Here is a 26,236-nt window from a genome sequence, read left to right on the forward strand (position 1 = left end):
CAAACGCGATAGGAATCAGGGTACCGGTGATTCGTCACCGGCTCTAAAATTTGGATATGATCCTTCCCAGGGATCATGCCCAAGCATCGGGAGTGCGAAACGATGCCGCGTTTGTTCACTGGTCTGGAAATCCCGGCCGAAGTCAGCCAGACGCTTTCCAACTTGCGGGGTGGCCTTCCCGGCGCCCGCTGGATCGATCCCGAAAATTATCACGTCACCCTGCGCTTCATCGGCGATATCGACGGCATGTCAGCCAACGAGATCGCATCGATGCTGTTTCGCGTCGACCGCAAGCCGTTCGAGGTGAAGGTGCAGGGGCTCATGAGTTTCGGCGGCCGCAAGCCGCGCGCAGTCGTTGCGACGATCGCGCCGAGCAAGCCGCTGATGGAATTGCAGGCCGAGCTCGAACGGATGATGCAGCGGATCGGTCTCAACCCCGAGGGGCGCAAATACATCCCGCATGTGACGCTGGCCCGTCTGCACGATGCCAGCGATCGCGACGTCGCCGACTATCTCTCGCTGCGCGGCTACTTCCCGAGCAAGGCGTTCATGGCCGAGCGCTTCGTGCTGTTCTCGTCGCGGGCATCGACCGGCGGCGGTCCGTACGTGGTCGAGGACGCCTACGAGCTGTGTGAGTGAGAAGCGGCGCGCAAGAAGATGGGGCCGTATGGCGCGTAGACGCGTAGCGTCTATCGCCGTCAGAATGGCAATCCGTGTTTGTCATAGGCAACAATTTCGTCTGCCGTCTGGTCGGCTATCACCGGCAGCTCGCTCCAGCGTCGGCGGATCGCGGCCATATCGTCCAAGAGAGCAGTCTTGCGGCGCTGATTGTCGATCCGGCTAAGCCGCTCCTCGATAGCCCGCTTCGTTGCGGTCACAACTGTCTCGCCGGTGAGTTGCGTCAGCCTCCACGCGAGATGCTCAGTCTCGGGGTCCTCGATACTAAGAGTCATGTCAGGAACCTCAAAATAGCCGCTTAACTCTCTGATATTTCAATCATCCGCCCGCACCCGCGTAGATGAGGGTAAGCGCATACGCCCCTTGCGCCAATATACCGTTGCAATTTCCGTCCGTCTCTGGCGGTAAAGGGCCATGCTCTCGACCCCCAGTTCCCCCTTCAGCGACGCGTATCAGGCCCAGATCGCCTCCGGTGCGATCGAGCCGGACGCCGCGCAGGCCGAGGTCGCCGAAGCCTATGCTGCGCTCGATCTCCGGCTCGCCAACTACAACCCACAGCGCAAGCAGGGCCTGCTCGCTCGCCTGTTCAGCAGCAGCGACAAGGACGAGCCGCCGCACGGGCTCTACATCCATGGCGAGGTTGGCCGCGGCAAGACCATGCTGATGGACCTGTTCTTCCAGCACGCCTCGGTCGAGCACAAGCGGCGCGCGCATTTCCACGAATTCATGGCCGACGTGCATGAGCGCATCTATGACTATCGCCAGAGCATCGCGCGCGGCGAGATCGCCGACGGCGACGTCATCGCGCTGACCGCGAATGCGATCTTCGAGGAGAGCTGGCTGCTCTGCTTCGACGAATTCCACGTCACCGATATTGCGGACGCGATGATCCTCGGCCGCCTGTTCGCAAAATTGTTCGAGCTCGGCACCGTCGTGGTCGCGACCTCCAACGTCGCACCTGACGATCTCTACAAGGGCGGCCTGAACCGGTCGCTGTTCCTGCCCTTCATCAAGCAGATCACCGACCACATGGACGTCGCGCGGCTCGATGCGCGCACCGACTTCCGCCTCGAAAAGCTGCAGGGCGTGCCGATGTGGCTGACGCCGGCGGACGCTGACGCGGACGCGGCGCTCGACCGCGCCTGGTCGCGGATGTCGGGCAGCGCCAAATGCCGCTCGCGCGACATTTCGATCAAGGGCCGCATCCTGCACGTGCCGTGCTCGGCCCATGGCGTGGCCCGGTTCACCTTCGCCGATCTCTGCGAGAAGCCGCTGGGGGCATCGGACTACCTTAGGCTGGCGCACGACTATCACACCATCCTGGTCGACCATATTCCAGTGATGGACCTGTCCCAGCGCAACGCCGCCAAGCGCTTCATCACGCTGATCGACGCGCTCTATGACAATGCGGTGAAGCTGATGGCCTCGGCCGACGCCAACCCGATCTCGCTCTACCTGGCACATGAGGGCGTTGAGGCCATGGAGTTCAAGCGGACGGCCTCGCGCCTGATCGAGATGAGCTCGGAATCCTATCTGGCGCTGGCTCACGGCCGCAAGGATTCCACCGCCAGCGGCTCCACCAAGGGGCTGGTAGAGACTTAAGTCCTATTCCTATTCCAATTCCCCGTCATTCCGGGCTCGCGACTTTCGTCGCGCCCCGGAATGACGGGGTTGCGCTTGTATACGCGCCAAGCCCGACAAATGGGCATCCGGCGACTTGAACGGGGGAGGCGAAAGGGATAACCAGCCTCTCAGTTTTCCCCACCTTACGTGTCTAAAGGACAGGCTCACATGGCGCGCGACAAGATTGCTTTGATTGGCTCCGGTCAGATCGGCGGAACGCTGGCTCATCTCATCGGCCTGAAAGAGCTGGGCGACGTGGTGATGTTCGACATCGCCGAAGGCGTGCCGCAGGGCAAGGCGCTCGACATCGCGCAGTCCTCGCCGGTCGACGGTTTTGACGCCCACTACACCGGCGCCAACTCCTATGAAGCGCTCGACAATGCCAAGGTCTGCATCGTCACCGCCGGCGTGCCGCGCAAGCCCGGCATGAGCCGCGACGATCTTCTCTCCATCAACCTCAAGGTCATGGAGCAGGTCGGCGCCGGCATCAAGAAGTACGCCCCGGACGCCTTCGTCATCTGCATCACCAACCCGCTCGACGCCATGGTCTGGGCGCTGCAGAAGGCTAGCGGCCTGCCGCACAAGAAGGTCGTCGGCATGGCCGGCGTGCTGGATTCGGCGCGCTTCCGCTACTTCCTGGCCGATGAGTTCAACGTCTCGGTCGAAGACGTCACCGCCTTCGTGCTCGGCGGCCATGGCGACACCATGGTGCCGCTGGTGAAGTATTCCACCGTCGCCGGCATTCCGCTGCCCGATCTCGTCAAGATGGGCTGGACCTCGCAGGCGCGTCTCGACGAGATCGTCGACCGCACCCGCAACGGCGGCGCCGAGATCGTCAATTTGCTCAAGACCGGCTCGGCCTTCTACGCGCCGGCCGCCTCGGCGATCGCGATGGCCGAGAGCTATCTGCGTGACAAGAAGCGCGTGCTGCCCTCGGCCGCGTACCTGAACGGCGAATACGGCGTGAAGGACATGTATGTCGGCGTGCCCGTCGTGATCGGCTCCAAGGGCGTCGAGCGCGTCGTTGAGATCGAGCTCGCCGGCAAGGACCGCGAGGCCTTCGACAAGTCGGTCGGCGCGGTGCAGGGCCTGGTCGACGCCTGCAAGAAGATCGCCCCCGATCTTCTCGGCCGCTAAGGGTCAAGCACTTCCCGCCGAAGCCCGAAAACCGGTCTTCGGCGGTTTCATTTCCGGGGCCCGGTTGTCGGGACAGGCCCCGGGTCGGCAGTCCAGAGATCGATGTCAAAGAATCCCGGTTGCAGTTCCTGTGGTATATGGTATGCCAGCCACAAGACTGAGGTGGGCCCTAGAGGTCACCGCCCGCGGGTTCAGGGAGCGACCATATGAATATCCATGAATATCAGGCCAAAGCGCTGCTGGGTGAGTTCGGCGTGCCGATCTCCAAGGGCGTGCCGGTCCTTAAAGCCGCCGACGCCGAAGCCGCCGCGAAGGCGCTGCCGGGTCCGGTCTATGTGGTGAAGAGCCAGATCCACGCCGGCGGCCGCGGCAAGGGCAAGTTCAAGGAAGCCTCGGCCGGCGACAAGGGCGGCGTCCGCATCGCCAAATCGGCCGCGGAGGTCACCGAGTTCGCCAAGCAGATGCTCGGCGCCACGCTGGTGACGATCCAGACCGGTCCCGCCGGCAAGCAGGTCAACCGCCTCTACATCGAGGACGGCTCCGACATCGACAAGGAGTTCTATCTCTCGATCCTGGTCGACCGCGAGACCTCGCGCGTCTCCTTCGTGGTGTCGACCGAAGGCGGCGTCAACATCGAGGACGTCGCGCACAACAGCCCTGAGAAGATCGTGACCTTCTCCGTCGATCCCGCCACCGGCATCATGGGCCATCACGGCCGCACGGTTGCGAACGCGCTCAAGCTCTCCGGTGATCTCGCCAAGCAGGCCGAGAAGCTCACCGCGCAGCTCTACGCGGCGTTCGTCGCCAAGGACATGTCGATGCTGGAGATCAACCCGCTGGTCGTGACCAAGCAGGGCCAGCTCCGCGTGCTCGACGCCAAGGTGTCGTTCGACGACAACGCGCTGTTCCGTCACCCCGAAGTGCTCGCGCTGCGCGACGAGACCGAGGAAGACGCCAAGGAGATCGAGGCGTCCAAGCATGATCTCAATTATGTCACGCTCGACGGCAACATCGGATGCATGGTCAACGGCGCCGGCCTCGCCATGGCGACGATGGACATCATCAAGCTCTACGGCATGGCGCCGGCGAACTTCCTCGACGTCGGCGGCAGCGCCAGCAAGGAAAAGGTCGCGGCCGCCTTCAAGATCATCACCGCCGATCCCAACGTGAAGGGCATCCTGGTCAACATCTTCGGCGGCATCATGAAGTGCGACGTGATCGCCGAGGGCGTCACGGCTGCCGTTCGTGAAGTCGGCCTCAGCGTGCCGCTGGTGGTCCGCCTCGAAGGTACCAATGTCGAGCTCGGCAAGAAGATCATCAATGAATCGGGACTGAACGTGGTGCCCGCCGACAATCTCGACGACGCCGCGCAGAAGATCGTGAAGGCCGTCAAGGGAGGCTAAGGCCATGGCCCAGGACCATCTCGCCGCATCATCTCCGCTTCCCGAGCACGCGCGCCTCGCCGCGTTCGCCGGCGAATGGGATGGCGAAGAGGTGGTCTTCCCGTCGCGCTGGAATGCGGGCGGGCCGGCGACATCGCGCACCGTCGCGCGCATGGATCTCAATGGGTTCTATCTGATCCAGGACAGTGTCCAGATGCGCGACGGCAAGCAGATCTTCGCCACCCACGGCATCTTCACCTACGACCGCGACGACCGGACCTACAAACTGTTCTGGTACGATTCGCTCGGCTACACGCCGCCTTCGCCCGCCTCCGGCGGGTGGGTCGGCAAGACCCTGACGCTGGTGCGCGGCTCGCTCCGCGGCAATGCGCGCCACGTCTACGAAATCATCAATGAGGATTCCTACTCGTTGAAGATCCAGTTCTCGCCGGACGCGGAAGGCTGGGCCGACGTGCTCACCGGCGTCTACCGCCGCATCCACTGACCCTCTCACTCTGTTAGTTTCGCGAAAGCAGACCTCATGTCCATCCTGATCGACAAGAACACCAAGGTCATCTGCCAGGGCTTCACCGGCAAGAACGGCACCTTCCACTCCGAGGCTGCGATCGCCTATGGCACCAAGATGGTCGGCGGCACCTCGCCGGGCAAAGGCGGCGCGACGCATCTGGGCCTGCCGGTGTTCGACACCGTGCGCGATGCGCGTGAGAAGACCGGCGCCGATGCGTCGGTGATCTACGTGCCGCCGCCGGGCGCCGCGGATGCGATCTGCGAAGCCATCGACGCCGAGATCCCGCTGATCGTCTGCATCACCGAGGGCATTCCCGTCATCGACATGGTGCGCGTGAAGCGCTCGCTCGCGGCTTCCAAGTCGCGCCTGATCGGGCCGAACTGCCCGGGCGTCATGACCGCCGGCGAGTGCAAGATCGGCATCATGCCCGCCAACATCTTCAAGACCGGCTCGGTCGGCATCGTCTCCCGCTCGGGCACGCTGACCTATGAAGCCGTGTTCCAGACCTCCCAGGAAGGCCTCGGCCAGACCACCGCTGTCGGCATCGGCGGCGACCCGGTCAAGGGAACCGAGTTCATCGACGTGCTCGAAATGCTGCTCGGCGACCCCAAGACGGAGTCGATCATCATGATCGGCGAGATCGGCGGTTCCGCCGAGGAGGACGCCGCCCAGTTCCTCAAGGACGAGGCCAAGCGGGGCCGCAAGAAGCCGATGGTCGGCTTCATCGCCGGTGTCACCGCCCCTCCCGGCCGCCGCATGGGCCATGCCGGCGCGATCATCTCGGGCGGCAAGGGCGACGCCGGTTCCAAGACCGAGGCGATGAAATCGGCTGGGATTACAGTGTCTCCGTCGCCCGCCCGCCTCGGCCATACGCTTGCCGAAAAGTTGAAAGGCTAATTCACTTCTTCGTACTTTTCCGGGCGAAGTTTCGCAGCAAATAGGGTAAAGGGTGCCTGTCGCACCGAGCCTCTGCCGGGGAGCTCGGTGCCAGCGCCGTTTGTTATGCGCGAACCGAAATCGCCAGGAACTCCAGTATGTCTCGCCAGGACGCGAACGCAGCCTTTGCCTTGTCCTCCTTTTTGCAGGGCACCAACGCCACCTACATCGACGAAATCTACGCCCGCTACGAGAAGGACCCATCCTCGGTCGACGCCGAGTGGCAGGAGTTCTTCAAGAGCCTGAACGACCAGCCCGCTGACGTCCGGAAGAACGCCGCGGGCCCGTCCTGGGAGCGCACCAACTGGCCGCTGACCCCGCAGGACGATCTCACCTCCGCCCTCGACGGCAACTGGGCCGAAGTCGAGAAGGCGGTCGGTGCCAAGATCGCCGCCAAGGCGCAGGCCAAGGGAGGCGATAAGGGGGGCGACAAGGGCGCCGGCCTCTCCTCCGCCGACCTGCTCCAGGCGACGCGCGACTCCGTCCGCGCCCTGATGCTGATCCGCTCCTACCGCATGCGCGGTCACTTCCACGCCAAGCTCGATCCGCTCGGCATCGAGGCCCCGCGCAACCGCGAAGAGCTCGACCCCCGCACCTACGGCTTCAGCGAAGCCGATTTCGACCGCAAGATCTTCCTCGACCACGTGCTCGGTCTCGAATACGGCAGCTTGCGCGAGATCACCGCGATCTGCGAGCGCACCTATTGCCAGACGCTCGGCGTCGAGTTCATGCACATCAGCAACGCCGCGCAGAAGGCCTGGATCCAGGAGCGCATCGAGGGTCCGGACAAGGAGATCTCGTTCACCCGCGAAGGCCGCAGAGCCATCCTGACCAAGCTGGTCGAAGCCGAAGGTTTTGAAAAGTTCTGCGACACCAAGTTCACCGGCACCAAGCGCTTCGGTCTCGACGGCGCTGAATCGCTGATCCCCGCGCTCGAGCAGATCATCAAGCGCGGTGGCAATCTCGGCGTGAAGGAGATCGTGCTGGGCATGCCGCATCGCGGCCGCCTCAACGTGCTGACGCAGGTGATGGGCAAGGCGCACCGCGCCCTGTTCCACGAGTTCAAGGGCGGCTCGGCCAACCCCGACGCGGTCGAAGGCTCGGGCGACGTCAAATATCATCTCGGCGCATCCTCGGACCGCGAGTTCGACGGCAACCGCATCCATCTGTCGCTGACCGCCAATCCCTCGCATCTCGAGATCGTCGATCCCGTCGTGCTCGGCAAGGTGCGTGCGAAGCAGGACCAGCACGGCGATCCGCCGGACATGCGCATCTCCGTCATGCCGCTGCTGATGCACGGCGACGCCGCGTTCGCCGGCCAGGGCGTGGTCGCCGAGTGCTTCGGTCTGTCCGACCTGAAGGGCTACCGCACCGGCGGCTCCGTGCACTTCATCGTCAACAACCAGATCGGCTTCACCACCTATCCGCGTTACTCGCGCTCCTCGCCCTATCCGTCGGATGTGGCGAAGATGATCGACGCGCCGATCTTCCACGTGAACGGCGACGATCCGGAAGCCGTGGTGTTCGCGGCCAAGGTCGCGACCGAGTTCCGGCAGAAATTCCACAAGCCCGTCGTCATCGACATGTTCTGCTACCGCAGGCATGGCCACAACGAGGGCGACGAGCCGGCCTTCACCCAGCCGGTGATGTACAAGCGCATCGCCGCGCATCCCTCGACGCTCGAGCTCTACGCTCGCCGCCTGATCGGCGAAGGCGTGATGACCCAGGGCGAGGTCGACAAGGCCAAGGCCGACTGGCGCGCCCGGCTCGATGCCGAGTTCGAGGCCGGCACCTCCTACAAGCCGAACAAGGCCGACTGGCTCGACGGCAAGTGGGCGGGCTTCAAGATCGCCGACCAGGAAGAGGACGCCCGCCGCGGCGTCACCGGCGTCGATCTTCCGATCCTGAAGGACATCGGCCGCAAGATCACCAAGGTGCCGGACGGCTTCCGCGTCCACCGCACCATCCAGCGCTTCCTGGAAAACCGCGCCAAGGCGATCGACGGCAACGCGGGCATCGACTGGGCGACCGGCGAGGCGCTGGCGTTCTGCACGCTGCTGCACGAAAACCACCACGTCCGTCTGTCCGGACAGGATTCGGAGCGCGGCACCTTCTCGCAGCGCCACTCGGTCCTGATCGACCAGGAGGACGAGAGCCGCTACACGCCGTTCAACCATCTCGGCAACGAGCAGGGCCATTACGAGGTCATCAACTCGCTGCTGTCGGAAGAAGCCGTGCTCGGCTTCGAATACGGCTACTCGCTCGCCGAACCGAACACGCTGACCCTCTGGGAAGCCCAGTTCGGCGACTTCGCCAACGGCGCGCAGGTCGTGTTCGACCAGTTCATCTCCTCGGGCGAGCGCAAATGGCTGCGCATGTCCGGCCTCGTCTGCCTGCTGCCGCACGGCTATGAGGGGCAGGGACCGGAGCACTCCTCGGCGCGACTCGAGCGTTACCTGCAGATGTGCGCCGAAGACAACATGCAGGTGGTCTACCCGACCACGCCGGCGAACTACTTCCACGTGCTGCGGCGCCAGCTTCATCGCGAGATCCGCAAGCCGCTGATCGTGATGACGCCGAAGTCGCTGCTGCGTCACAAGCGGGCAGTATCGCGCATCGAGGAGCTTGCGAAGGACACGACCTTCCACCGCATCCTCTATGATGACGCCCAGATGCTGCCGAACGAAGCCATGAAGCTCGTTCCGGACGAGAAGGTCCGCCGCATCGTGCTGTGCTCCGGCAAGGTCTATTACGACCTCTACGAGGAGCGCGAGAAGCGCGGCATCGACGACATCTATCTGATGCGCGTCGAGCAGCTCTATCCGGTGCCGCTGAAGGCGCTGGTGGCCGAGCTGTCGCGCTTCAAGAAGGCCGAAGTGGTGTGGTGCCAGGAAGAGCCCCGCAACATGGGTGCCTGGCACTTCATCGAGCCCTATCTGGAATGGGTGCTGAACCAGGTGAACGGCGTGAGCCGGCGTCCGCGTTATGTCGGCCGCGCCGCTTCCGCCGCGACCGCCACTGGTCTGATGTCCAAGCATCAGGCGCAGTTGAAGGCGTTCCTGGACGAAGCACTGAGCTGAACTTTCTTAACTGCGTCATGCCCCGCTCGGAAGAGCGGGGCATCCAGTAGGTCGCGACTGCGAACGTCCCGGCTCGCTGGATGGCTTGCTTTTCGCGGGCCATTGACGACCGACTTATGACCGCACCGGCGATCCCTTAAGGAAAAGACCATGACTGAAATTCGTGTGCCGACGCTCGGCGAATCCGTCACCGAGGCCACCATCGGCCGCTGGTTCAAGAAGGCCGGCGACCCCGTCGCCGTCGACGAGCCGTTGGTGGAGCTCGAGACCGACAAGGTCACCATCGAGGTCCCGGCGCCCTCCGCCGGCACGCTGAGCGAGATCATCGCCGCCGATGGCGCCACCGTCGCGGTCGGCGCGCTGCTCGGCCAGATCACGGAAGGGGCCGCAGGCGCTGCCAAGCCGGCCGCCGCGCCCGCCAAGCCCGCCGCTGCCGCTCCTGCCGCCGCTGCTGCTTCCGCGCCGGCCCCGGCCGCGAAGGCGCCGCCGGCCGACGCGCCGCTCGCCCCGTCCGTGCGCAAGCTCTCGGCTGAGACCGGCGTCGATGCCTCCACCGTTCCCGGCTCCGGCAAGGATGGTCGCGTCACCAAGGGCGACATGTTGGCTGCGATCGAGCGTGCGGCCTCGGCGCCGACCCCGGTCAACCAGCCCGCCGCCGCCGTGCAGGTCCGCGCGCCGTCGCCGGCCGATGACGCCGCCCGCGAAGAGCGCGTCAAGATGACCCGGCTGCGCCAGACCATCGCGCGCCGCCTCAAGGACGTGCAGAACACCGCCGCCATGCTGACGACCTTCAACGAGGTCGACATGACCAACGTGATGGCGCTGCGTGCCCACTACAAGGATGCGTTCGAGAAGAAGCACGGCTCCAAGCTCGGCTTCATGGGCTTCTTCACCAAGGCCGTCGTGCAGGCGCTGAAGGACATCCCGGCCGTCAACGCCGAGATCGACGGCACCGATTTGATCTACAAGAACTACTATCACATCGGCGTCGCCGTCGGCACCGACAAGGGCCTCGTCGTGCCCGTGGTGCGCGACTGCGACCACAAGTCGATCGCGGACATCGAGAAGGGCATCGCCGATTTCGGCCGCCGTGCCCGTGACGGCCAGCTCAAGATCGACGAGATGCAGGGCGGCACCTTCACCATCACCAATGGCGGCATCTACGGTTCGCTGATGTCGACCCCGATCCTGAACGCGCCGCAGTCCGGCATCCTCGGCATGCACAAGATCCAGGAGCGGCCGATGGTCGTCGGCGGCAAGATCGAGGTCCGCCCGATGATGTATCTGGCGCTGTCCTACGATCACCGCGTCATCGACGGCAAGGAAGCCGTCACCTTCCTGGTTCGCGTCAAGGAGAGCCTGGAAGATCCGGCGCGTCTGGTGCTCGATCTCTGATCCTTGATGCTCTGCGAGCGCCGTCGCCATTCGCGACGGCGCGTGTCGAACCATGGAGGCGCGCGTGACGGATAAAGTCGTTGTCATCACCGGCGGCAGCCGCGGCATCGGGCGGGCGACCGCGATTGCGGCGGCCGCGCGCGGCTTCCGCGTCGTGGTCGGCTATGCCAGCAACAAGAAGGCCGCCGACGAGGTGGTCGCGCTGATCGAGGCCAGCAACGGCAAGGCGATCGCGGTGAAGTGCGATGTCGCCGAGGAAGGCGACATCCTCGAGTTGTTCAAGGCGGCCGACAAGTTCGGCACGTTAGGGGCGCTCGTCAACAATGGCGGCATCGTCGGCCAGAGCGGCGTGCGCGTCGACGAGATGTCGGCCGAGCGCATCCAGCGCGTGATGGCGGTCAACGTCACCGGCTCGATCCTCTGCGCGCGCGAAGCGGTGAAGCGGATGTCGACCAAGCACGGCGGCAAGGGCGGCGTCATCGTCAATTTGTCGTCGGTCGCCGCCAAGCTCGGCTCGCCCAACACCTATGTCGATTATGCGGCGTCGAAGGGCGCAATCGATTCTTTCACCGTCGGCCTCGGCCACGAGGTCGCGGGGGAGGGCATCCGCGTCGCCGCGATCCGTCCCGGCCTGATCGACACCGAAATCCACGCCGCCGGCGGGGAGCCCGACCGCGCCCATCGCCTGGCCCATCTGGTGCCGATGAAGCGCGTCGGCACATCAGATGAAATCGCCAATGCCATCGTCTGGCTGATGTCGGACGAGGCCTCCTATGTCACCTCAGCCATTCTCGATGTGTCCGGCGGACGCTGACGCACCGGCGGACGCTGACGCATCCTCATCACGCCTAACCTTACGGGACTTTCTCTCATGGCTACCTACGATCTCGTCGTCATCGGCACCGGACCTGGCGGTTATGTCTGCGCGGTGCGCGCAGCCCAGCTCGGCATGAAGGTCGCCGTGGTCGAAAAGAACGCAACCCTCGGCGGCACCTGCCTCAATGTCGGCTGCATGCCGTCGAAGGCGCTGTTGCACGCGTCCGAGATGTTCGAGGAAGCCGGGCATTCCTTCGCCAAGATGGGCGTGTCGGTGTCGTCGCCGAAGCTCGATCTTCCCGCGATGATGAACTTCAAGCAGCAGGGCATCGACGGCAACGTCAAGGGCGTCGAGTTCCTGATGAAGAAGAACAAGATCGACGTGCTCAAGGGCACCGGCAAGATCTTGGGGACCGGCAAGGTGGAAGTCTCCGCCGACGGCAAGTCGCAGACGATCGACACCAAGAACATCGTGATCGCGACCGGCTCGGACATCGCGCGCCTCAAGGGCATCGAGATCGACGAGAAGCGCATCGTATCCTCGACCGGCGCGCTGTCGCTGGACAAGGTCCCCGGCAAGCTCTTGATCGTCGGCGCCGGCGTGATCGGCCTCGAGCTCGGCTCGGTCTGGCATCGTCTCGGCGCCGAAGTCGTCGTCGTTGAATTCCTCGACCGCATCCTGCCCGGCATGGACGGCGAAATTGCAAAACAATTCCAGCGCATCCTCGAGAAGCAGGGCTTTGCGTTCAAGCTCGGCGCCAAGGTCACCGCGGTCGACAGCTCAGGCAAGACGCTGAAGGCGACCATCGAGCCCGCCGCCGGCGGCGCCGCCGAGACGCTGGAAGCCGACGTCGTTCTGGTCTGCATCGGCCGCGTGCCCTACACCGACGCGCTTGGCCTGAAGGAGGCCGGCGTCGCGCTGGACAATCGTGGCCGCGTGCAAATCGATCCGCATTTCGCCACCAGCCTGAAGGGCGTCTATGCCATCGGCGACGTCGTCGCAGGCCCGATGCTCGCGCACAAGGCCGAGGATGAAGGCGTGGCGGTGGCCGAGATCATCGCCGGCCAAGCCGGCCACGTGAATTACGATGTGATCCCAGGCGTCGTGTATACCACGCCGGAAGTGTCCTCCGTCGGCAAGACCGAGGAGGAACTGAAGCAGGCGGGCGTGGCTTATACCGTCGGGAAATTTCCCTTTACCGCCAACGGCCGCTCCAAGGTCAACCAGACCACTGACGGCTTTGTGAAGATTCTCGCAGATGCGAAGACCGATCGCGTGCTCGGCGTGCACATTATCGGCCGCGAAGCCGGCGAAATGATCCATGAGGCCTGTGTCCTCATGGAGTTTGGCGGCAGTGCGGAAGATCTCGCGCGCACCTGCCACGCGCATCCGACCCGCTCGGAGGCCATCAAGGAAGCCGCGCTTGCAGTCGGCAAGCGGGCCATCCATATGTAGACACGCGCCCAGCGCTGAATCGGGGCGGGAAACACATGCTGCGCCGCGTTCTTCAACCGGTCTGGGTCCTGCTTGCGATCGTCTTCCTGATCGAAGCCTGGCTGTGGGACCATCTCGAGCCGATCGTTGCAAAGGTCGTCGCGGCCATCCCGCTGGCGCGCTTCAAGCAATGGCTGACGGAGCGCGTCGATGCGCTGTCGCCGGCCATGACGCTGATCGTGTTCGCGGTCCCCATCGTCCCGCTGTTTCCGCTCAAGCTGGTCGGCCTGTGGCTGCTCACGCATGAATACTGGACCAGCGCGGTCTTCACGATCGTTTTCGCGAAGATGCTCGGCGTCGGTGTCACCGCCTTCGTGTTCGACGTGACGCGCGACAAGCTCTTGGAGATGCACTGGTTCGAGCGGATCTACGCGTTGGTGCTGAAGCTGCGCGCCAAGGCCGCCGAGCTGGTCGACCCGATCAAGCGCCGCATCCGCGAGCTGATCGCCGGCAACGGCGAAGGCTGGTCGTCACGTACGCTGCGTCTGATCCAGCGTTTCAGGAAGAGCGTGCATCAGGCGCGGTGAGCTGCCCGCACATTCAGTCTCTCACCGTCACCCTGAGGCGGCCGCTCCTTCAGCGGCCCTCGAAGAGCGACGGCCCGGCTGTTTCCATGCAGCCATAGCGGTGGCCGTTCATCCTTCGAGGCTCCCCGCGCGATGCTGTGCATCGCGCGCCTCGCACCTCAGGATGACGGAGTTCGTAGCGCGGCCGCCTGCTCCAACTAATGCAAATGCAGCAGATGCGGCCACCACAGGCCGAGCGCGGTCATGAGGATGCCGCCCAGCGTCAGAATGCCGGCGACATAGGCCAGCGCGAACATGCCGGTGATGATGGTGGCCGAGGCCAGCACGATGCCGATCTGGAAGGCGGCCGAGGCCAGCTCGAAGTGATGGTATTTCGCGGTCGCCTCGTCGCGCTCGTGCTCGGCATGCTTCGCCTTCTCGGCGAGCTGCTCGGTGCCTTCGCCGGTCTCGGGCTCGGAGCGGTAGCGCTGCGCGGTCTTGGTCCAGTCGTCGATCTGCTTCTGCACCGTCGCCTTCATGGCGTCGTCGGTGGTGCCGGCCAGCGTCAGCTTGCCCTGCTCGGCCGCGGTCACCACCACGGTGCGGCGGATGCTCTTGGCCTGGAAGAACGCCCAGAGATTGGCGCCCTCGACGTTCTTGCTGATCGATTCGGTCTGGGCGCCCTTGCCGAGCGTCTCCGAGATCGCCAGGAACAGCGCCAGCACGGCGATCAGGAGCGCGATCTTCTTGTTCGAGCCGGACGCGTGTTCGGCGTGCTCGGCATGCTCCATGCTTTCATGTGCGCTCATAAGTCTCTCCTGCCTCGGTTCCACAACGATTGACCGAACCGCGCGGCGAGCGCAAGAGGCACGCTCGCTGTGACAGCTTCATGTCAGGAATCAGGGGCGTTCAGCGCCTTGGATGCGCGCTGGCATAGACTTCTAGCAGTCGCTCCGAATCGATGCCGGTATAGATCTGCGTGGTCGAGAGCGAGGAATGGCCGAGCAATTCCTGGATGGCGCGCAGATCGCCGCCGCGTGACAGAAGATGAGTGGCAAAGGAGTGCCGCAGCGCGTGCGGCGTGGCGCTGTCGGGCAGGCCGAGCGCGCCGCGCAGCCGCTCCATCGCGAGCTGGATGATGCGCGGGCTCAAGGGACCGCCGCGCGCGCCGACGAAGATCGGGCCTTCGGCGGGCAGCGGATACGGGCACATCGCAACATATTCCTGCACGAGCTCGAGCACGTTCTGCAGCACCGGCACCATCCGGGTCTTGTTGCCTTTGCCTGTCACGATCAGCACGTCGCCCTCGCCGGGACGCGGCACCTCGCGGCGCTTCAGCCCGAGCGCTTCGGAGATGCGCAGGCCGGAGCCGTAGAGCAACGCCATCACGGCAGCGTCGCGCGCCAAAATCCAGGTCTCGCGATCCTCGCCGGCCCGCTCGTCGGCATCGGCAAGGCGCTTGGCCGATGCCATCGGCAGCGGCTTCGGCAAGGTCTTGGCCACCTTCGGCGCACGGATCGCCGAGAGTGCGCCGACCTTGCCCTTGCCCTCGCGCTCGAGGAAGCGGCCGAAGGAGCGCAGGCCCGCCAGCGCGCGCATCAGGCTGCGGCCGGCAATGTCGTCGGCGCGACGCATCGCCATGAAGGCGCGGACGTCGGTGGCTTCCAGCGCGGCGAAGCGCTTGAGCGTCACGCGTTCGCCCCAATGGCTGCAAAGGAAATCCAGGCACTGCCGCAAGTCGCGGCCATAGGCTTCCAGCGTCTTCGGCGACAACCGCCGCTCGGCGCCGAGATGCGACAGCCAGCGCGTCATCTCCTGCGCGATCGAGGGATCGGCGCTGGCGAGCTCGATAGGTGGGGTGACGGCTTTGCTCATGCGCACTGGACGTGGTGATTCCACTCAGTATATCGCATCACACTCGTTTATCGTTCGCTAAGGCTGCCTCAGGGCGCTAGCCTTGAGGCCCCCGGTTCCGATTCTTGGTTCATGGATCACACCTCGCGCAGCACCACCGCCCCCACCAACGCGACCGGCATGGTCGACGTGCTGGTGCCGGTCGCGCTCGACCAGACCTATTCCTACAAGGTGCCGCGCGGGATGGAGCTGAAGGCGGGCGATCTCGTCGGTGTGCCGCTCGGGGCGCGCGAGGTGCTGGGCGTGGTCTGGGGGGAAAACGCCAATCCTGACCCACGCCTGCACAACCGCCTCAAGGAGGTCAGCGAGAAGCTCGACATCCCGCCGCTCAAGCCCGAGCTGCGGGCGGTGGTCGACTGGGTCGCCAATTACACGCTGAGCCCTCGCGGCATGGTGCTGCGCATGTGCCTGCGCATGGGCGAGAATCTCGGCCCCGAGCGGGTCCGCCCCGGCGTGCGCCTGGTCGGCGATCCCCCGCGGCGGCTGACGCCGGCACGGCAGCGCGTGATCGAGGTGCTGTCGGACCGGCTGCTGCACGGCAAGTCGGAGGCGGCCAAGGAAGCCGGCGTCTCGGCCGGCGTGATCGACGGGCTCGTCGACGAGGGCACGCTCACGGTCGAGCCGATGCCGCCGCCTGCGCCGCCGCCCGTGCCCGATCCGGATTTCGGCCGGCCGGATTTCTCGCCGTTGCAGCGTGCCGGTGTGGACGCGATGCGCGCGCTTGCGGCCAACGGTACCTTTCACGTCGCGCTGCTCGACGGCGTTACCGGTTCGGGCAAGACCGAGGTCTATTTCGAGGCCATTGCTGAAACCATCCGTCGCGGCAAGCAGACTCTGATCCTGATGCCGGAGATCGCGCTCACCGGCCAGTTCCTCGACCGCTTCGCGCAGCGCTTTGGCGTACGGCCGATCGAATGGCATTCCGAGCTGACGCCGCGCACCCGCGCGCGCAACTGGGCGGCGATCTCCGAAGGCACCGCGCCGGTCGTGGTCGGCGCACGCTCGGCGCTGTTTCTCCCTTACGCCGATCTCGGCCTGATCGTGGTCGATGAAGAGCACGACCAGGCCTACAAGCAGGACGAGGGCGTGCACTATCACGCCCGCGACATGGCGGTGGTGCGCGCGCATATCGCCAAGATTCCGGTCGTGCTGGCCTCGGCGACGCCGTCGGTCGAGTCCGAGGTCAATGCGCGCAAGAACCGCTATCAGCGCATCGCGCTGCCCTCGCGCTTCGGCGGCCAGCACATGCCGCATATCGAGGCCATCGACATGCGCCGCGAGCCGCCCGCGCGCGGCCGCTTCATCTCGCCGCGGCTGGCCGGCGAGATCAGAGGCGCGATCGAAAAGCGCGAGCAGGCACTGCTGTTCCTCAATCGCCGCGGCTATGCGCCGCTGACGCTGTGCCGCGGCTGCGGCCACCGCTTCGCCTGCACCATCTGCGATGCCTGGCTGGTCGATCACCGCTTCCGTCAGCGCCTGGTTTGCCATCATTGCGGCTTCTCGATGCCGCGGCCGCATCTCTGTCCGAACTGCTCGGCCGAGGAATCGCTGGTGGCGGTCGGGCCCGGCGTCGAGCGCCTGCAGGAGGAGGCCGCCGCGCTGTTTCCGCAGGCGCGGACCATGGTGCTGTCGAGCGATCTCATCACCTCGATCGAGACCATGCGCAGCGAGCTTGCCGAGATCGCGGAGGGCCGCGTCGACATCATCATCGGCACGCAGCTCGTCGCCAAGGGCCACAATTTCCCGCGGCTCAATCTGGTCGGCGTGGTGGATGCGGATCTTGGTCTTTCCAACGGCGATCCGCGCGCGGCGGAGCGCACCTGGCAATTGCTCAACCAGGTGATCGGCCGCGCCGGCCGCGAGCAGGGCCGCGGTGTCGGCTATCTCCAGACCCACCAGCCCGATCATCCCGTGATGAAGGCGCTGATCGCCTGCGACCGCGAGGCCTTTTACGACAGCGAGATCGACTTACGCGAACGCACGCTGTATCCGCCGTTCGGCCGGCTCGCCAGCCTGATCATCTCCGCCGGCGACCGCCCGAGCGCCGAAGGCCTTGGCCGCCGCCTCGTCGCGCTCGCCCCGCGCGACGAGCGCGTCGTGGTGCTGGGACCGGCGGAGGCGCCGCTCGCCGTGATCAAGGGCCGCTACCGCTTCCGCATCCTGGTGAAATCGGCGCGCGGTTTCGACCTCTCGGACTACTTGCGCAATTGGCTCGCGGTCTGCCCGAAGCCGACGGGCAATCAGAAGCTCGAAGTGGATGTTGATCCGCAGAGCTTCTTATAGCGGGCCACCGCTCTCTCCCCTCTCGTGCCCCGGACGCAGCGCAGCGCTCTTCAGCGCTGCGCTGCTGAGCCGGGGCCCATGTTGCACAGAAGCTCCCTGCTTCTGGGTCCCGGCTCTGCGCCGCAACGCTCACGCGTTGCAGCTTGTCCGGGACACGAGCGGCGATGACGAGCCAATAAACTAATAAAAAAGCCCGCGGTCCCCCAAGACCGCGGGCTTGTTTCATGCGCGCATCAAACTGATGAAAACTGCGCGCGCTCGATGAGACGCTTTATCGCGCCTTAGGAGACGACTTCCGCGGTGACGCGGCCGACGCCGCGACTGGTGAGGCCGATGGCGCGGGCGGCACCCGTGGAGAGGTCGAGCACACGGCCGCGAATGAACGGCCCGCGGTCGTTGATGGTGACGACGACGCTCTGGCCGCCATGGGTGACGCGCAGCTTGGTGCCGAACGGCAGCGAGCGGTGCGCCGCGGTCAGGGCGTTCTGGTTGAAGCGCTGGCCCGAGGCCGTGCGGCTGCCGGACTCGTTGCCGTAAAAGGAGGCCATGCCGGAGAAGCTGTGGCCCGTGCCCGAGGTCGGCGTCATCGACGCATTGGCGTTGCGCCAATCGGAGGTCGCGTTGGTATCGGTCTGAGCGTGGTGGCGGTGATGATGATGCCGGTGATGCCGGGATTTGGCGGAAGCCTCGGTGGCAGTTCCACCGATGAGGAGAGTTGCGGCAATGAAAGCGATCGCCGTACGCGGCCGGGTCACAACGCCCAGCGTCTTCAAAGACAGCATTTAGTGGTCCCTAAGCTAGTATTGCCACATATGTGGCTAGTGGAGCCCCCATCAGTTTGTGAGCGAGTTGGCGTTTCGATTCCTAATGAGGCGTGAATTGGGCAGTAAATCCATTCTGTGTCGTCATGTAATATCTTGTTACCGGGACCAGATATTCAGACGATGTTCCGTAATCTTCGCCTTTAACGATTTGTTAACTTATGAATTACTTATGAATACTGTAAAACGAAGTCATCGCCGCGAGCGTTTAGAATTGGGTAAGTATTCGGCGAGTGGAGCTGACGAGGCCGGAATCACACCTCTGCGATCCGTGTTCATGGCCGCTATGCGCTGAGGGCAGGAACCAACAGGGGGGCCGCGCTGAAGTCCCGCGCGACAATTCCGCGAGGCGGCACCTCGTCACCCAAGGACTTGATCAAGTTCTTGATCAGTCCTTGGATACGGTGGTCGTATCGGTGGCGATCGCTGCATCCGGCGTGCGACGAACTGCGACAGAACCCGGTGCCTTTAATTTGGCGTCATGTTGCACCTGCGCGCCTGCTATGTTAGCAAAGCCGCGATTTTAACGGATCCGGCACGTCCCGTGCCGGCCGGAAATCGAAGTCCCGCTTGAATTCCAAGGGCTTGGATCGCTTGGCGCCGCTTTGTGGCGACGGTTTTTCCCTTGCGAGTTTGACAGCAAAAAGAGCGCGTCTGTGGCTGCAGAAGATACGTCCGTTTCAGGTGTGTCCGGCCGTTATGCAACGGCCTTGTTTGAACTGGCCCGCGACCAGAAAGTGGTCGACGAGGTCAAAGCCGATCTCGAGAAATTCGAGGCCATGCTGAATGAGAGCGCCGATCTGAAGCGCCTCGTCCGCAGCCCGGTTTTCGCAGCCGATGCCCAGTCCAGGGCCCTCTCGGCCGTGCTGGCCAAGGCCGGCATCGCCGGCATCTCCGCCAATTTCCTGAAGGTCCTGACCGCCAATCGCCGCCTGTTCGTGGTGACTGACGTCATTCGCGCCTACCGCGCCCTGGTTGCCAGGTTCAAGGGCGAGGTGACGGCCGACGTCACCGTGGCGGAAACGCTTTCGGACAAGAATCTCGACGCCCTCAAGGTTGCCCTGAAGTCGGTGACCGGCAAGGACGTCGCGCTCAACGTGAATGTCGATCCCTCGATCATCGGTGGCCTCGTCGTCAAGCTCGGCAGCCGCATGATCGATAGTTCGCTTCGCACCAAACTCAATTCGATCAAGCACGCGATGAAAGAGGCAGGCTGATGGACATCCGCGCCGCGGAAATTTCCGCGATCCTCAAGGACCAGATCAAGAATTTCGGCCAGGAAGCTGAAGTCTCCGAAGTCGGACAGGTGCTGTCCGTCGGCGACGGTATCGCTCGCGTCTACGGTCTGGACAACGTCCAGGCCGGCGAAATGGTCGAGTTCGAGAACGGCACCCGCGGCATGGCGCTGAACCTCGAAACCGACAACGTCGGCGTCGTGATCTTCGGCGGCGACCGTGAGATCAAGGAAGGCCAGACCGTCAAGCGCACCCGCGCCATCGTGGACGCGCCGGTCGGCAAGGGCCTGCTCGGCCGCGTCGTCGACGGTCTCGGTAATCCGATCGACGGCAAGGGCCCGATCCAGGCCGACAAGCGCATGCGCGTCGACGTCAAGGCGCCCGGCATCATCCCGCGCAAGTCGGTGAGCGAGCCGATGGCGACCGGCCTCAAGGCGATCGACGCCCTGATCCCGATCGGTCGTGGCCAGCGCGAGCTGATCATCGGCGACCGTCAGACCGGCAAGACCGCGATCGCGCTCGACACCATCCTGAACCAGAAGCCGCTCAACGCGCAGCCCGACGAGAACATCAAGCTGTACTGCGTCTACGTCGCGGTCGGCCAGAAGCGTTCGACCGTCGCCCAGTTCGTGAAGGTGCTGGAAGAGCAGGGCGCGCTCGAATATTCGATCATCGTCGCCGCCACCGCGTCGGATCCGGCGCCGATGCAGTACATCGCGCCGTTCACCGGCTGCACCATGGGCGAGTATTTCCGCGACAACGGCATGCACGCCGTCATCATCTATGACGATCTGTCCAAGCAGGCCGTCGCCTACCGCCAGATGTCGCTGCTGCTGCGCCGCCCGCCAGGCCGCGAAGCCTATCCCGGCGACGTGTTCTATCTGCACTCCCGCCTGCTCGAGCGCGCGGCGAAGTTGAACAAGGACCAGGGCTCGGGCTCGCTGACGGCACTGCCGGTCATCGAAACCCAGGCCAACGACGTGTCGGCCTACATTCCGACCAACGTCATCTCGATCACCGACGGTCAGATCTTCCTGGAAACCGACCTGTTCTTCCAGGGCATCCGTCCCGCGGTGAACGTCGGTCTGTCGGTGTCGCGCGTCGGCTCCTCGGCGCAGACCAAGGCCACCAAGAAGGTCGCCGGCAAGATCAAGGGCGAGCTCGCGCAGTACCGCGAAATGGCGGCGTTCGCGCAGTTCGGCTCCGACCTCGACGCCTCGACCCAGCGCCTGCTGAACCGCGGCTCGCGCCTGACCGAGCTCCTGAAGCAGCCGCAGTTCGCGCCGCTGAAGATGGAAGAGCAGGTCTGCGTGATCTGGGCCGGCACCAACGGCTATCTCGATCCGCTCCCGGTCAACAAGGTGCGCGCGTTCGAGGACGGCCTGCTGTCGCTGCTGCGCGGCAAGAACGTCGAGATCCTCAATTCGATCCGCGACACCCGCGACCTCTCCGACGACGTGGCTGCCAAGCTGAAGTCGGTTGTCGAAGGTTTTGCGAAGAGCTTCGCGTAAGAGAGAACCGTCGCGGCCGGGCTAAAGCGCGAAGCGCGTCTTCGCAATTGAAGTCCCGGCCATCCACGTCTAGCGACGTGTGAGGCGGCACGTGGATGCCCGGGACGAGCCCGGGCATGACGACTGGGATAGGCTAGCGGCTTGATCCAAGAGATCGAACCGCCGGGGTGAACGAAGAATGGCGTCACTTAAAGACATGCGCGTGCGCATCGCCTCCACCAAGGCGACGCAAAAGATCACCAAGGCCATGCAGATGGTCGCTGCGTCCAGGTTGCGCCGCGCCCAGCAGGCGGCCGAAGCGGCGCGCCCCTATGCCGACAAGATGAGCGCGGTGATCTCCAACATCGCCAGCGCTGCCGCCGGTTCGCCCGGCGCGCCGGCGCTGCTTGCCGGCACCGGCAAGGACCAGGTCCACCTGCTGCTGGTCTGCACCGGCGAGCGCGGCCTGTCCGGTGCCTTCAACTCCTCGATCGTGCGCCTCGCGCGCGAGCGTGCCCAGGCGCTGATGGCGCAGGGCAAGGAAGTCAAATTCTTCTGCGTCGGCCGCAAGGGTTACGAGCAGCTCCGCCGCCTGTTCGACAAGCAGATCGTCGAGCATCTCGATTTGCGCAGCGTTCGTCAGCTCGGTTTCGTCAACGCCGAGGACATCGCCAAGAAGGTGCTGGCCCGTTTCGAGAACGGCGAGTTCGACGTCTGCACGCTGTTCTACGCGCAGTTCAAGTCGGTGATCGCCCAGATCCCGACCGCGCAGCAGATCATTCCGCTGGTCGTGGAAGAGAAGGCGGCGAACGCGCCGACGACGTCCTACGAATATGAGCCGGAGGAGGACGAACTCCTTTCGGGCCTGCTGCCGCGCAACATCGCGGTGCAGATCTTCCGCGCGCTGCTCGAGAACAACGCTTCGTTCTACGGCGCGCAGATGAGCTCGATGGACAACGCCACCCGCAACGCCGGCGAAATGATCCGCAAGCAAACCCAGATCTACAACCGAACCCGTCAAGCCCAGATCACCAAGGAGCTGATCGAGATCATCTCCGGCGCCGAGGCGGTCTGACGCACGAACTCAACGACGGTCGTTCAAGTAAAGAATTTCGAAGGAGAGCTTCATGGCTACAGCAGCTAACCCGGTCGGTCGCGTCACCCAGGTCATGGGCGCCGTCGTCGACGTTCAGTTCGAGGGCCACCTCCCGGCCATTCTCAATTCGCTGGAAACCAAGAACGGCAACATCCGCCTCGTGCTGGAAGTTGCGCAGCATCTCGGTGAATCCACCGTGCGCACGATCGCGATGGACGTGACCGAAGGTCTGGTCCGCGGCCAGGAAGTGACTGACACCGGTTCGCCGATCCGCGTTCCCGTCGGCGAAGGCACGCTCGGCCGCATCATCAACGTCATCGGCGAGCCGATCGACGAAGCCGGCCCGGTCAAGTCCGAAGGCCTGCGCGCCATCCACCAGGACGCGCCGAGCTATACCGACCAGTCGACCGAAGCTGAGATTCTGGTCACCGGCATCAAGGTCGTCGATCTCCTGGCTCCCTACGCCAAGGGCGGCAAGATCGGCCTGTTCGGCGGCGCCGGCGTCGGCAAGACCGTGCTGATTCAGGAGCTGATCAACAACGTCGCGAAGGCGCACGGCGGTTACTCCGTGTTCGCCGGCGTCGGCGAGCGCACCCGCGAGGGCAACGACCTCTATCACGAGTTCATCGAGTCCAAGGTCAACGCCGATCCGAAGAATCCGGATCCGAACGTGAAGTCGAAGTGCGCGCTGGTGTTCGGCCAGATGAACGAGCCGCCGGGCGCGCGCGCCCGCGTCGCGCTCACCGGCCTCACCATCGCGGAAGACTTCCGCGACAAGGGCCAGGACGTGCTGTTCTTCGTCGACAACATCTTCCGCTTCACCCAGGCCGGCTCGGAAGTGTCGGCGCTGCTCGGCCGTATTCCTTCGGCGGTGGGTTATCAGCCGACGCTCGCGACCGACATGGGCGCGCTGCAGGAGCGCATCACCACCACGCAGAAGGGTTCGATCACCTCGGTGCAGGCCATCTACGTTCCGGCCGACGACTTGACCGACCCGGCGCCCGCGACCTCGTTCGCGCATCTTGACGCGACCACCACGCTGTCGCGCTCGATCGCCGAAAAGGGCATCTACCCCGCGGTGGATCCGCTCGACTCGACCTCGCGCATGCTCTCCCCGCTGGTCGTCGGCGAGGAGCACTACGCGGTTGCCCGTCAGGTCCAGCAGGTGCTGCAGCGCTACAAGGCGCTCCAGGACATCATCGCCATTCTCGGCATGGACGAGCTTTCGGAAGAGGACAAGCTGACGGTGGCGCGCGCCCGCAAGGTCGAGCGCTTCATGTCGCAGCCGTTCTTCGTCGCCGAAATCTTCACGGGATCGCCGGGCAAGTTCGTCGAGCTCGCCGACACCATCAAGGGCTTCAAGGGCCTGGTGGAAGGCAAGTACGACCACCTGCCCGAAGCCGCCTTCTACATGGTCGGCACGATCGAAGAAGCCGTCGAGAAGGGCAAGAAGCTGGCGGCGGAAGCCGCCTGAGCTGGCGAATAGCGAATAGGGAGTGGCGAATAGCTGCTCCCTGTTTCAACCACTCGCCATTCGCTACTCACCATTCGCAGGTTTGTTATGGCCACCTTCCACTTCGATCTCGTCTCTCCGGAAAAGCTCGCCTTCTCGGGCGAGGTCGATCAGGTCGACATCCCCGGCGTCGAGGGTGATTTCGGCGTGCTGGCAGGACATGCGCCGGTCGTGGCTGCGATCCGTCCGGGCATCCTCACCATCACCACCGGCGGCAAGCACGAGAAGATCATCGTGCTCGGCGGCCTTGCCGAAGTCTCCGAAAAGGGCTTGACCGTGCTCGCCGACGTCGCGACGTCGCTGGCCGAGCTCGACCGCGCCCAGTTCGCTGCGACCGTCTCGGAGATGGAAGAGGGGCTGAAGGAGCACGAAGGCGGCGAGCTCGATCAGGCGATCGAGCGGCTCGACCACTTCAAGAGCATCCAGCAGCAGCTCAGCTCGACGGCTATGCACTAAGCCCCGGGGCACCGCTCCGGGGCTCGAACGAGAAATCCTGCAACACATTCCCTGGCCAAGTGCAGCGCTCGTCACACCCGTGGCGGGCGCTGAAACTTTGTTGCACCGCGCCGCCGATAACGGCATTCTGCCTTGCGAATTTGTTCCCGGGGCGGGTCGCAGATGAAACGCAAGATCGCAGCGATTTTCGCAGCCGATATTGCCGGTTATTCGAGACTGGTTGCCGAAGACGAGGAGGAGACGCTGCGGCGTCTGGCCTCCTATCGCGAGGTCGTCGACGATTTCATCGCGAGGGCCGGCGGACGCATCTTCAATACGGCGGGCGATGCCGTGCTCGCGGAATTCCCGAGCGCGGTCGATGCGGTGCGTTGCGCGATCGACATCCAGGAATCCCTGCGGACCCGCAATATGGCCTATCCGCCGAGCCGGCAGATGTCGTTCCGCATCGGCATCACCATCGGTGACGTGGTCGAGCGCGACGGCGATCTGCTCGGCGACGGCGTCAACATCGCCGCGCGCCTGGAGGGACTCGCCGAGGTCGGCGGCATCTGCGTCTCGCGCGCGGTGCATGAGCAGGTCGCCAACAAGCTCTCGGTGCAGTTCGCCGATATCGGCGCGCAGGAAGTCAAGAACATCCCGACGCCGGTGCATGCCTACATGGTGGCGATGCGGCGCGAGGACGGCAGCTATACCAAGCCGCAGCTGAAGAAGGCGGGCTCAAAGCTCGCCGCGGCGCCGGTGTGGATGTGGCCGCTGGTGGTCGCGGTCGTCTCGACCGTCGCCATCGGCGTCACCGGCCTCCTCTACAACACCAAGCTCAAGCAGACGGCGAATGTCGCGGCGACTCCGGCCGCAGCACCAAGCGCGGAGCCGAGCTCCGCGCCGACCCAGCTCGCCAAGGCGCCGATGTTGCCGATGGCGCCGCAGAATGCTGGCGCTGCGATGGCGCCGATGCCTGCGCCGTCACCCTCGGCCGCGCCGATAGCGGGCAAGTTTGCGGCCGACAGCGTGCCCTTCATCAACGAGCGCGTCCGCACCTTTCTTGCCGGAGACTATTCCACCGCCGGCGACTACAAGGCCTTCGCGCTCAATGTCGGCGGCTTCACCGGCTCGGCCCTGAACCAGCCGAACGAGGAGGCCGCGCGCAACACCGCGCTCGAGCAGTGCCAGAAGCGCGCCGATGCCGCGCAATCGCCGCGGCGCTGCGAGCTCTATGCGGTCGGCAACAACGTCGTCTACACGCACGGCAAGCCGCCGATGCCGCCGTCTCCCTATTTCAGGCACGACGCCATGACCGAGCGGAGCTTCGCATCGAAGGAGTTTCCGATGGTGCGCGAACCGCAAAAGGTCCGGCTCGAGAATATGTTCGTGCCGGCGGCGAAATCCCGCTCGGTCGCGCTCGGCCCCGGCGGACAATATTTCATGGTGCTCGGCGCCTCGTCCGCCGAAGATGCAGCGCGCCGTTCGCTGGAATCGTGCGGCGCGATTGCCGGCGTGGCGTGCCTCGTGGTCGCGATCGACGACAATTTCGTCGTGCCGATCCCGACGCTGTTCAGGATCACCGGCTTCTTCAATGCCGCCTCCAACGCCTCGATCATGGCGGATGCGCGCGGCGAGGTCGTGCGCAAGCTCGGTGACGCCATGGGCTGGAACGCGGTCGCGGTCGGCACCGCGGGCCGGCCGGGCCTCGGCCTCAAGTCCGCCGACGAGCAGGCCGCCGTCACCTCCGCACTCGCCGACTGCGCCAAGCGCGACAGCGATTGCCACGTGATTGCGATCGGGCCGTTCACGGTGGGACCGATCAATTAGGGGCTTGCTCTGATTGGGCCCGACGAACGCGCCAACAAAGGT

At 64.7% G+C, this 26,236-nt stretch carries 22 protein-coding genes; 18 read left to right on the forward strand and 4 right to left on the reverse strand.

All coding sequences use genetic code 11. From position 1 onward, the window contains the following. Positions 1–102 precede the first annotated feature (102 nt). Positions 103–639, forward strand: a complete 537-nt coding sequence (gene thpR, locus AABA86_RS31100) for an RNA 2',3'-cyclic phosphodiesterase (protein ID WP_038972614.1) — start codon at positions 103–105, stop codon at positions 637–639. Between the two features lie 59 nt (positions 640–698). On the opposite strand, the gene AABA86_RS31105 is transcribed toward thpR, so the two are convergent. Then, entirely contained in the window at positions 699–953 is a 255-nt protein-coding gene (locus tag AABA86_RS31105) for a type II toxin-antitoxin system VapB family antitoxin (protein ID WP_212252226.1), read from the reverse strand. Between the two features lie 139 nt (positions 954–1,092). Here AABA86_RS31105 and zapE point away from each other — a divergent pair, with 139 nt between their 5' ends. The 10 genes from zapE to AABA86_RS31155 all read left to right on the forward strand — a co-directional run bounded on the left by zapE (position 1,093) and on the right by AABA86_RS31155 (position 13,598). Further along, complete coding sequence (gene zapE, locus AABA86_RS31110; protein WP_338309511.1) at positions 1,093–2,280, forward strand: cell division protein ZapE; 1,188 nt, start codon at positions 1,093–1,095, stop codon at positions 2,278–2,280. 189 nt (positions 2,281–2,469) lie between these two features. Continuing rightward, entirely contained in the window at positions 2,470–3,438 is a 969-nt protein-coding gene (mdh, locus tag AABA86_RS31115; RefSeq protein ID WP_008145224.1) for a malate dehydrogenase, read from the forward strand. Positions 3,439–3,644: 206 nt separating this feature from the next. Continuing rightward, positions 3,645–4,841, forward strand: coding sequence for an ADP-forming succinate--CoA ligase subunit beta (sucC, locus tag AABA86_RS31120; protein ID WP_212252231.1), 1,197 nt, complete (start codon positions 3,645–3,647; stop codon positions 4,839–4,841). A 4-nt stretch (positions 4,842–4,845) separates the two neighbouring features. Further along, a complete protein-coding gene (locus AABA86_RS31125; RefSeq protein WP_212252233.1) occupies positions 4,846–5,325 on the forward strand; it encodes a DUF1579 family protein in 480 nt (159 codons plus the stop codon). 36 nt (positions 5,326–5,361) lie between these two features. Beyond that, the gene (gene sucD / locus AABA86_RS31130; protein WP_212252234.1) at positions 5,362–6,246 is read left to right on the forward strand and encodes a succinate--CoA ligase subunit alpha; all 885 of its coding nucleotides are present in this window, start codon (positions 5,362–5,364) and stop codon (positions 6,244–6,246) included. 137 nt (positions 6,247–6,383) lie between these two features. After that, positions 6,384–9,365, forward strand: a complete 2,982-nt coding sequence (locus tag AABA86_RS31135) for a 2-oxoglutarate dehydrogenase E1 component (protein WP_212252236.1) — start codon at positions 6,384–6,386, stop codon at positions 9,363–9,365. A gap of 150 nt (positions 9,366–9,515) precedes the next feature. After that, positions 9,516–10,760, forward strand: a complete 1,245-nt coding sequence (gene odhB, locus AABA86_RS31140) for a 2-oxoglutarate dehydrogenase complex dihydrolipoyllysine-residue succinyltransferase (protein ID WP_338309512.1) — start codon at positions 9,516–9,518, stop codon at positions 10,758–10,760. A 64-nt stretch (positions 10,761–10,824) separates the two neighbouring features. Continuing rightward, positions 10,825–11,574, forward strand: a complete 750-nt coding sequence (locus tag AABA86_RS31145) for an SDR family oxidoreductase (RefSeq protein WP_338309513.1) — start codon at positions 10,825–10,827, stop codon at positions 11,572–11,574. A 57-nt stretch (positions 11,575–11,631) separates the two neighbouring features. Then, positions 11,632–13,032: a dihydrolipoyl dehydrogenase gene (gene lpdA / locus AABA86_RS31150; RefSeq protein WP_212252241.1), complete on the forward strand. Its 1,401-nt coding sequence runs from the start codon at positions 11,632–11,634 to the stop codon at positions 13,030–13,032. A 35-nt stretch (positions 13,033–13,067) separates the two neighbouring features. After that, entirely contained in the window at positions 13,068–13,598 is a 531-nt protein-coding gene (locus AABA86_RS31155; protein ID WP_338309514.1) for a hypothetical protein, read from the forward strand. A gap of 197 nt (positions 13,599–13,795) precedes the next feature. Here AABA86_RS31155 and AABA86_RS31160 read toward each other — a convergent pair whose 3' ends face one another. Then, positions 13,796–14,386: a DUF4337 domain-containing protein gene (locus AABA86_RS31160; protein ID WP_151646202.1), complete on the reverse strand. Its 591-nt coding sequence runs from the start codon at positions 14,384–14,386 to the stop codon at positions 13,796–13,798. A 100-nt stretch (positions 14,387–14,486) separates the two neighbouring features. After that, the gene (locus AABA86_RS31165; protein ID WP_338309515.1) at positions 14,487–15,452 is read right to left on the reverse strand and encodes a tyrosine recombinase XerC; all 966 of its coding nucleotides are present in this window, start codon (positions 15,450–15,452) and stop codon (positions 14,487–14,489) included. A gap of 111 nt (positions 15,453–15,563) precedes the next feature. Between AABA86_RS31165 and AABA86_RS31170 the strand changes: the two genes are divergently transcribed. Next, positions 15,564–17,774 carry a primosomal protein N' gene (locus AABA86_RS31170; RefSeq protein WP_338309516.1) on the forward strand — a complete coding sequence of 737 codons (2,211 nt, stop codon included), beginning with the start codon at positions 15,564–15,566 and terminating at the stop codon, positions 17,772–17,774. A 281-nt stretch (positions 17,775–18,055) separates the two neighbouring features. On the opposite strand, the gene AABA86_RS31175 is transcribed toward AABA86_RS31170, so the two are convergent. Further along, a complete protein-coding gene (locus AABA86_RS31175; protein ID WP_212252250.1) occupies positions 18,056–18,556 on the reverse strand; it encodes a septal ring lytic transglycosylase RlpA family protein in 501 nt (166 codons plus the stop codon). A 695-nt stretch (positions 18,557–19,251) separates the two neighbouring features. Here AABA86_RS31175 and AABA86_RS31180 point away from each other — a divergent pair. The 6 genes from AABA86_RS31180 to AABA86_RS31205 all read left to right on the forward strand — a co-directional run bounded on the left by AABA86_RS31180 (position 19,252) and on the right by AABA86_RS31205 (position 26,194). Beyond that, positions 19,252–19,812 (forward strand): F0F1 ATP synthase subunit delta, encoded by a 561-nt coding sequence (locus AABA86_RS31180; RefSeq protein WP_212252252.1) that lies wholly within the window; start codon positions 19,252–19,254, stop codon positions 19,810–19,812. Further along, positions 19,812–21,341 (forward strand): F0F1 ATP synthase subunit alpha, encoded by a 1,530-nt coding sequence (gene atpA, locus AABA86_RS31185; protein WP_212252254.1) that lies wholly within the window; start codon positions 19,812–19,814, stop codon positions 21,339–21,341. Before AABA86_RS31180 ends, atpA begins: the two co-directional genes overlap by 1 nt. Before the next feature lie 178 nt (positions 21,342–21,519). Beyond that, positions 21,520–22,395 (forward strand): F0F1 ATP synthase subunit gamma, encoded by an 876-nt coding sequence (locus tag AABA86_RS31190; RefSeq protein ID WP_212252256.1) that lies wholly within the window; start codon positions 21,520–21,522, stop codon positions 22,393–22,395. A 52-nt stretch (positions 22,396–22,447) separates the two neighbouring features. Continuing rightward, positions 22,448–23,890 (forward strand): F0F1 ATP synthase subunit beta, encoded by a 1,443-nt coding sequence (gene atpD / locus AABA86_RS31195; RefSeq protein ID WP_212252258.1) that lies wholly within the window; start codon positions 22,448–22,450, stop codon positions 23,888–23,890. An 87-nt stretch (positions 23,891–23,977) separates the two neighbouring features. Beyond that, the gene (locus AABA86_RS31200; protein WP_212252259.1) at positions 23,978–24,385 is read left to right on the forward strand and encodes a F0F1 ATP synthase subunit epsilon; all 408 of its coding nucleotides are present in this window, start codon (positions 23,978–23,980) and stop codon (positions 24,383–24,385) included. 162 nt (positions 24,386–24,547) lie between these two features. After that, the gene (locus AABA86_RS31205) at positions 24,548–26,194 is read left to right on the forward strand and encodes an adenylate/guanylate cyclase domain-containing protein (protein ID WP_338309517.1); all 1,647 of its coding nucleotides are present in this window, start codon (positions 24,548–24,550) and stop codon (positions 26,192–26,194) included. The last annotated feature ends 42 nt before the right edge of the window (positions 26,195–26,236 follow it).

The organism is Bradyrhizobium sp. TM233 (assembly GCF_036247965.1).
Taxonomy (GTDB): domain Bacteria; phylum Pseudomonadota; class Alphaproteobacteria; order Rhizobiales; family Xanthobacteraceae; genus Bradyrhizobium; species Bradyrhizobium ottawaense.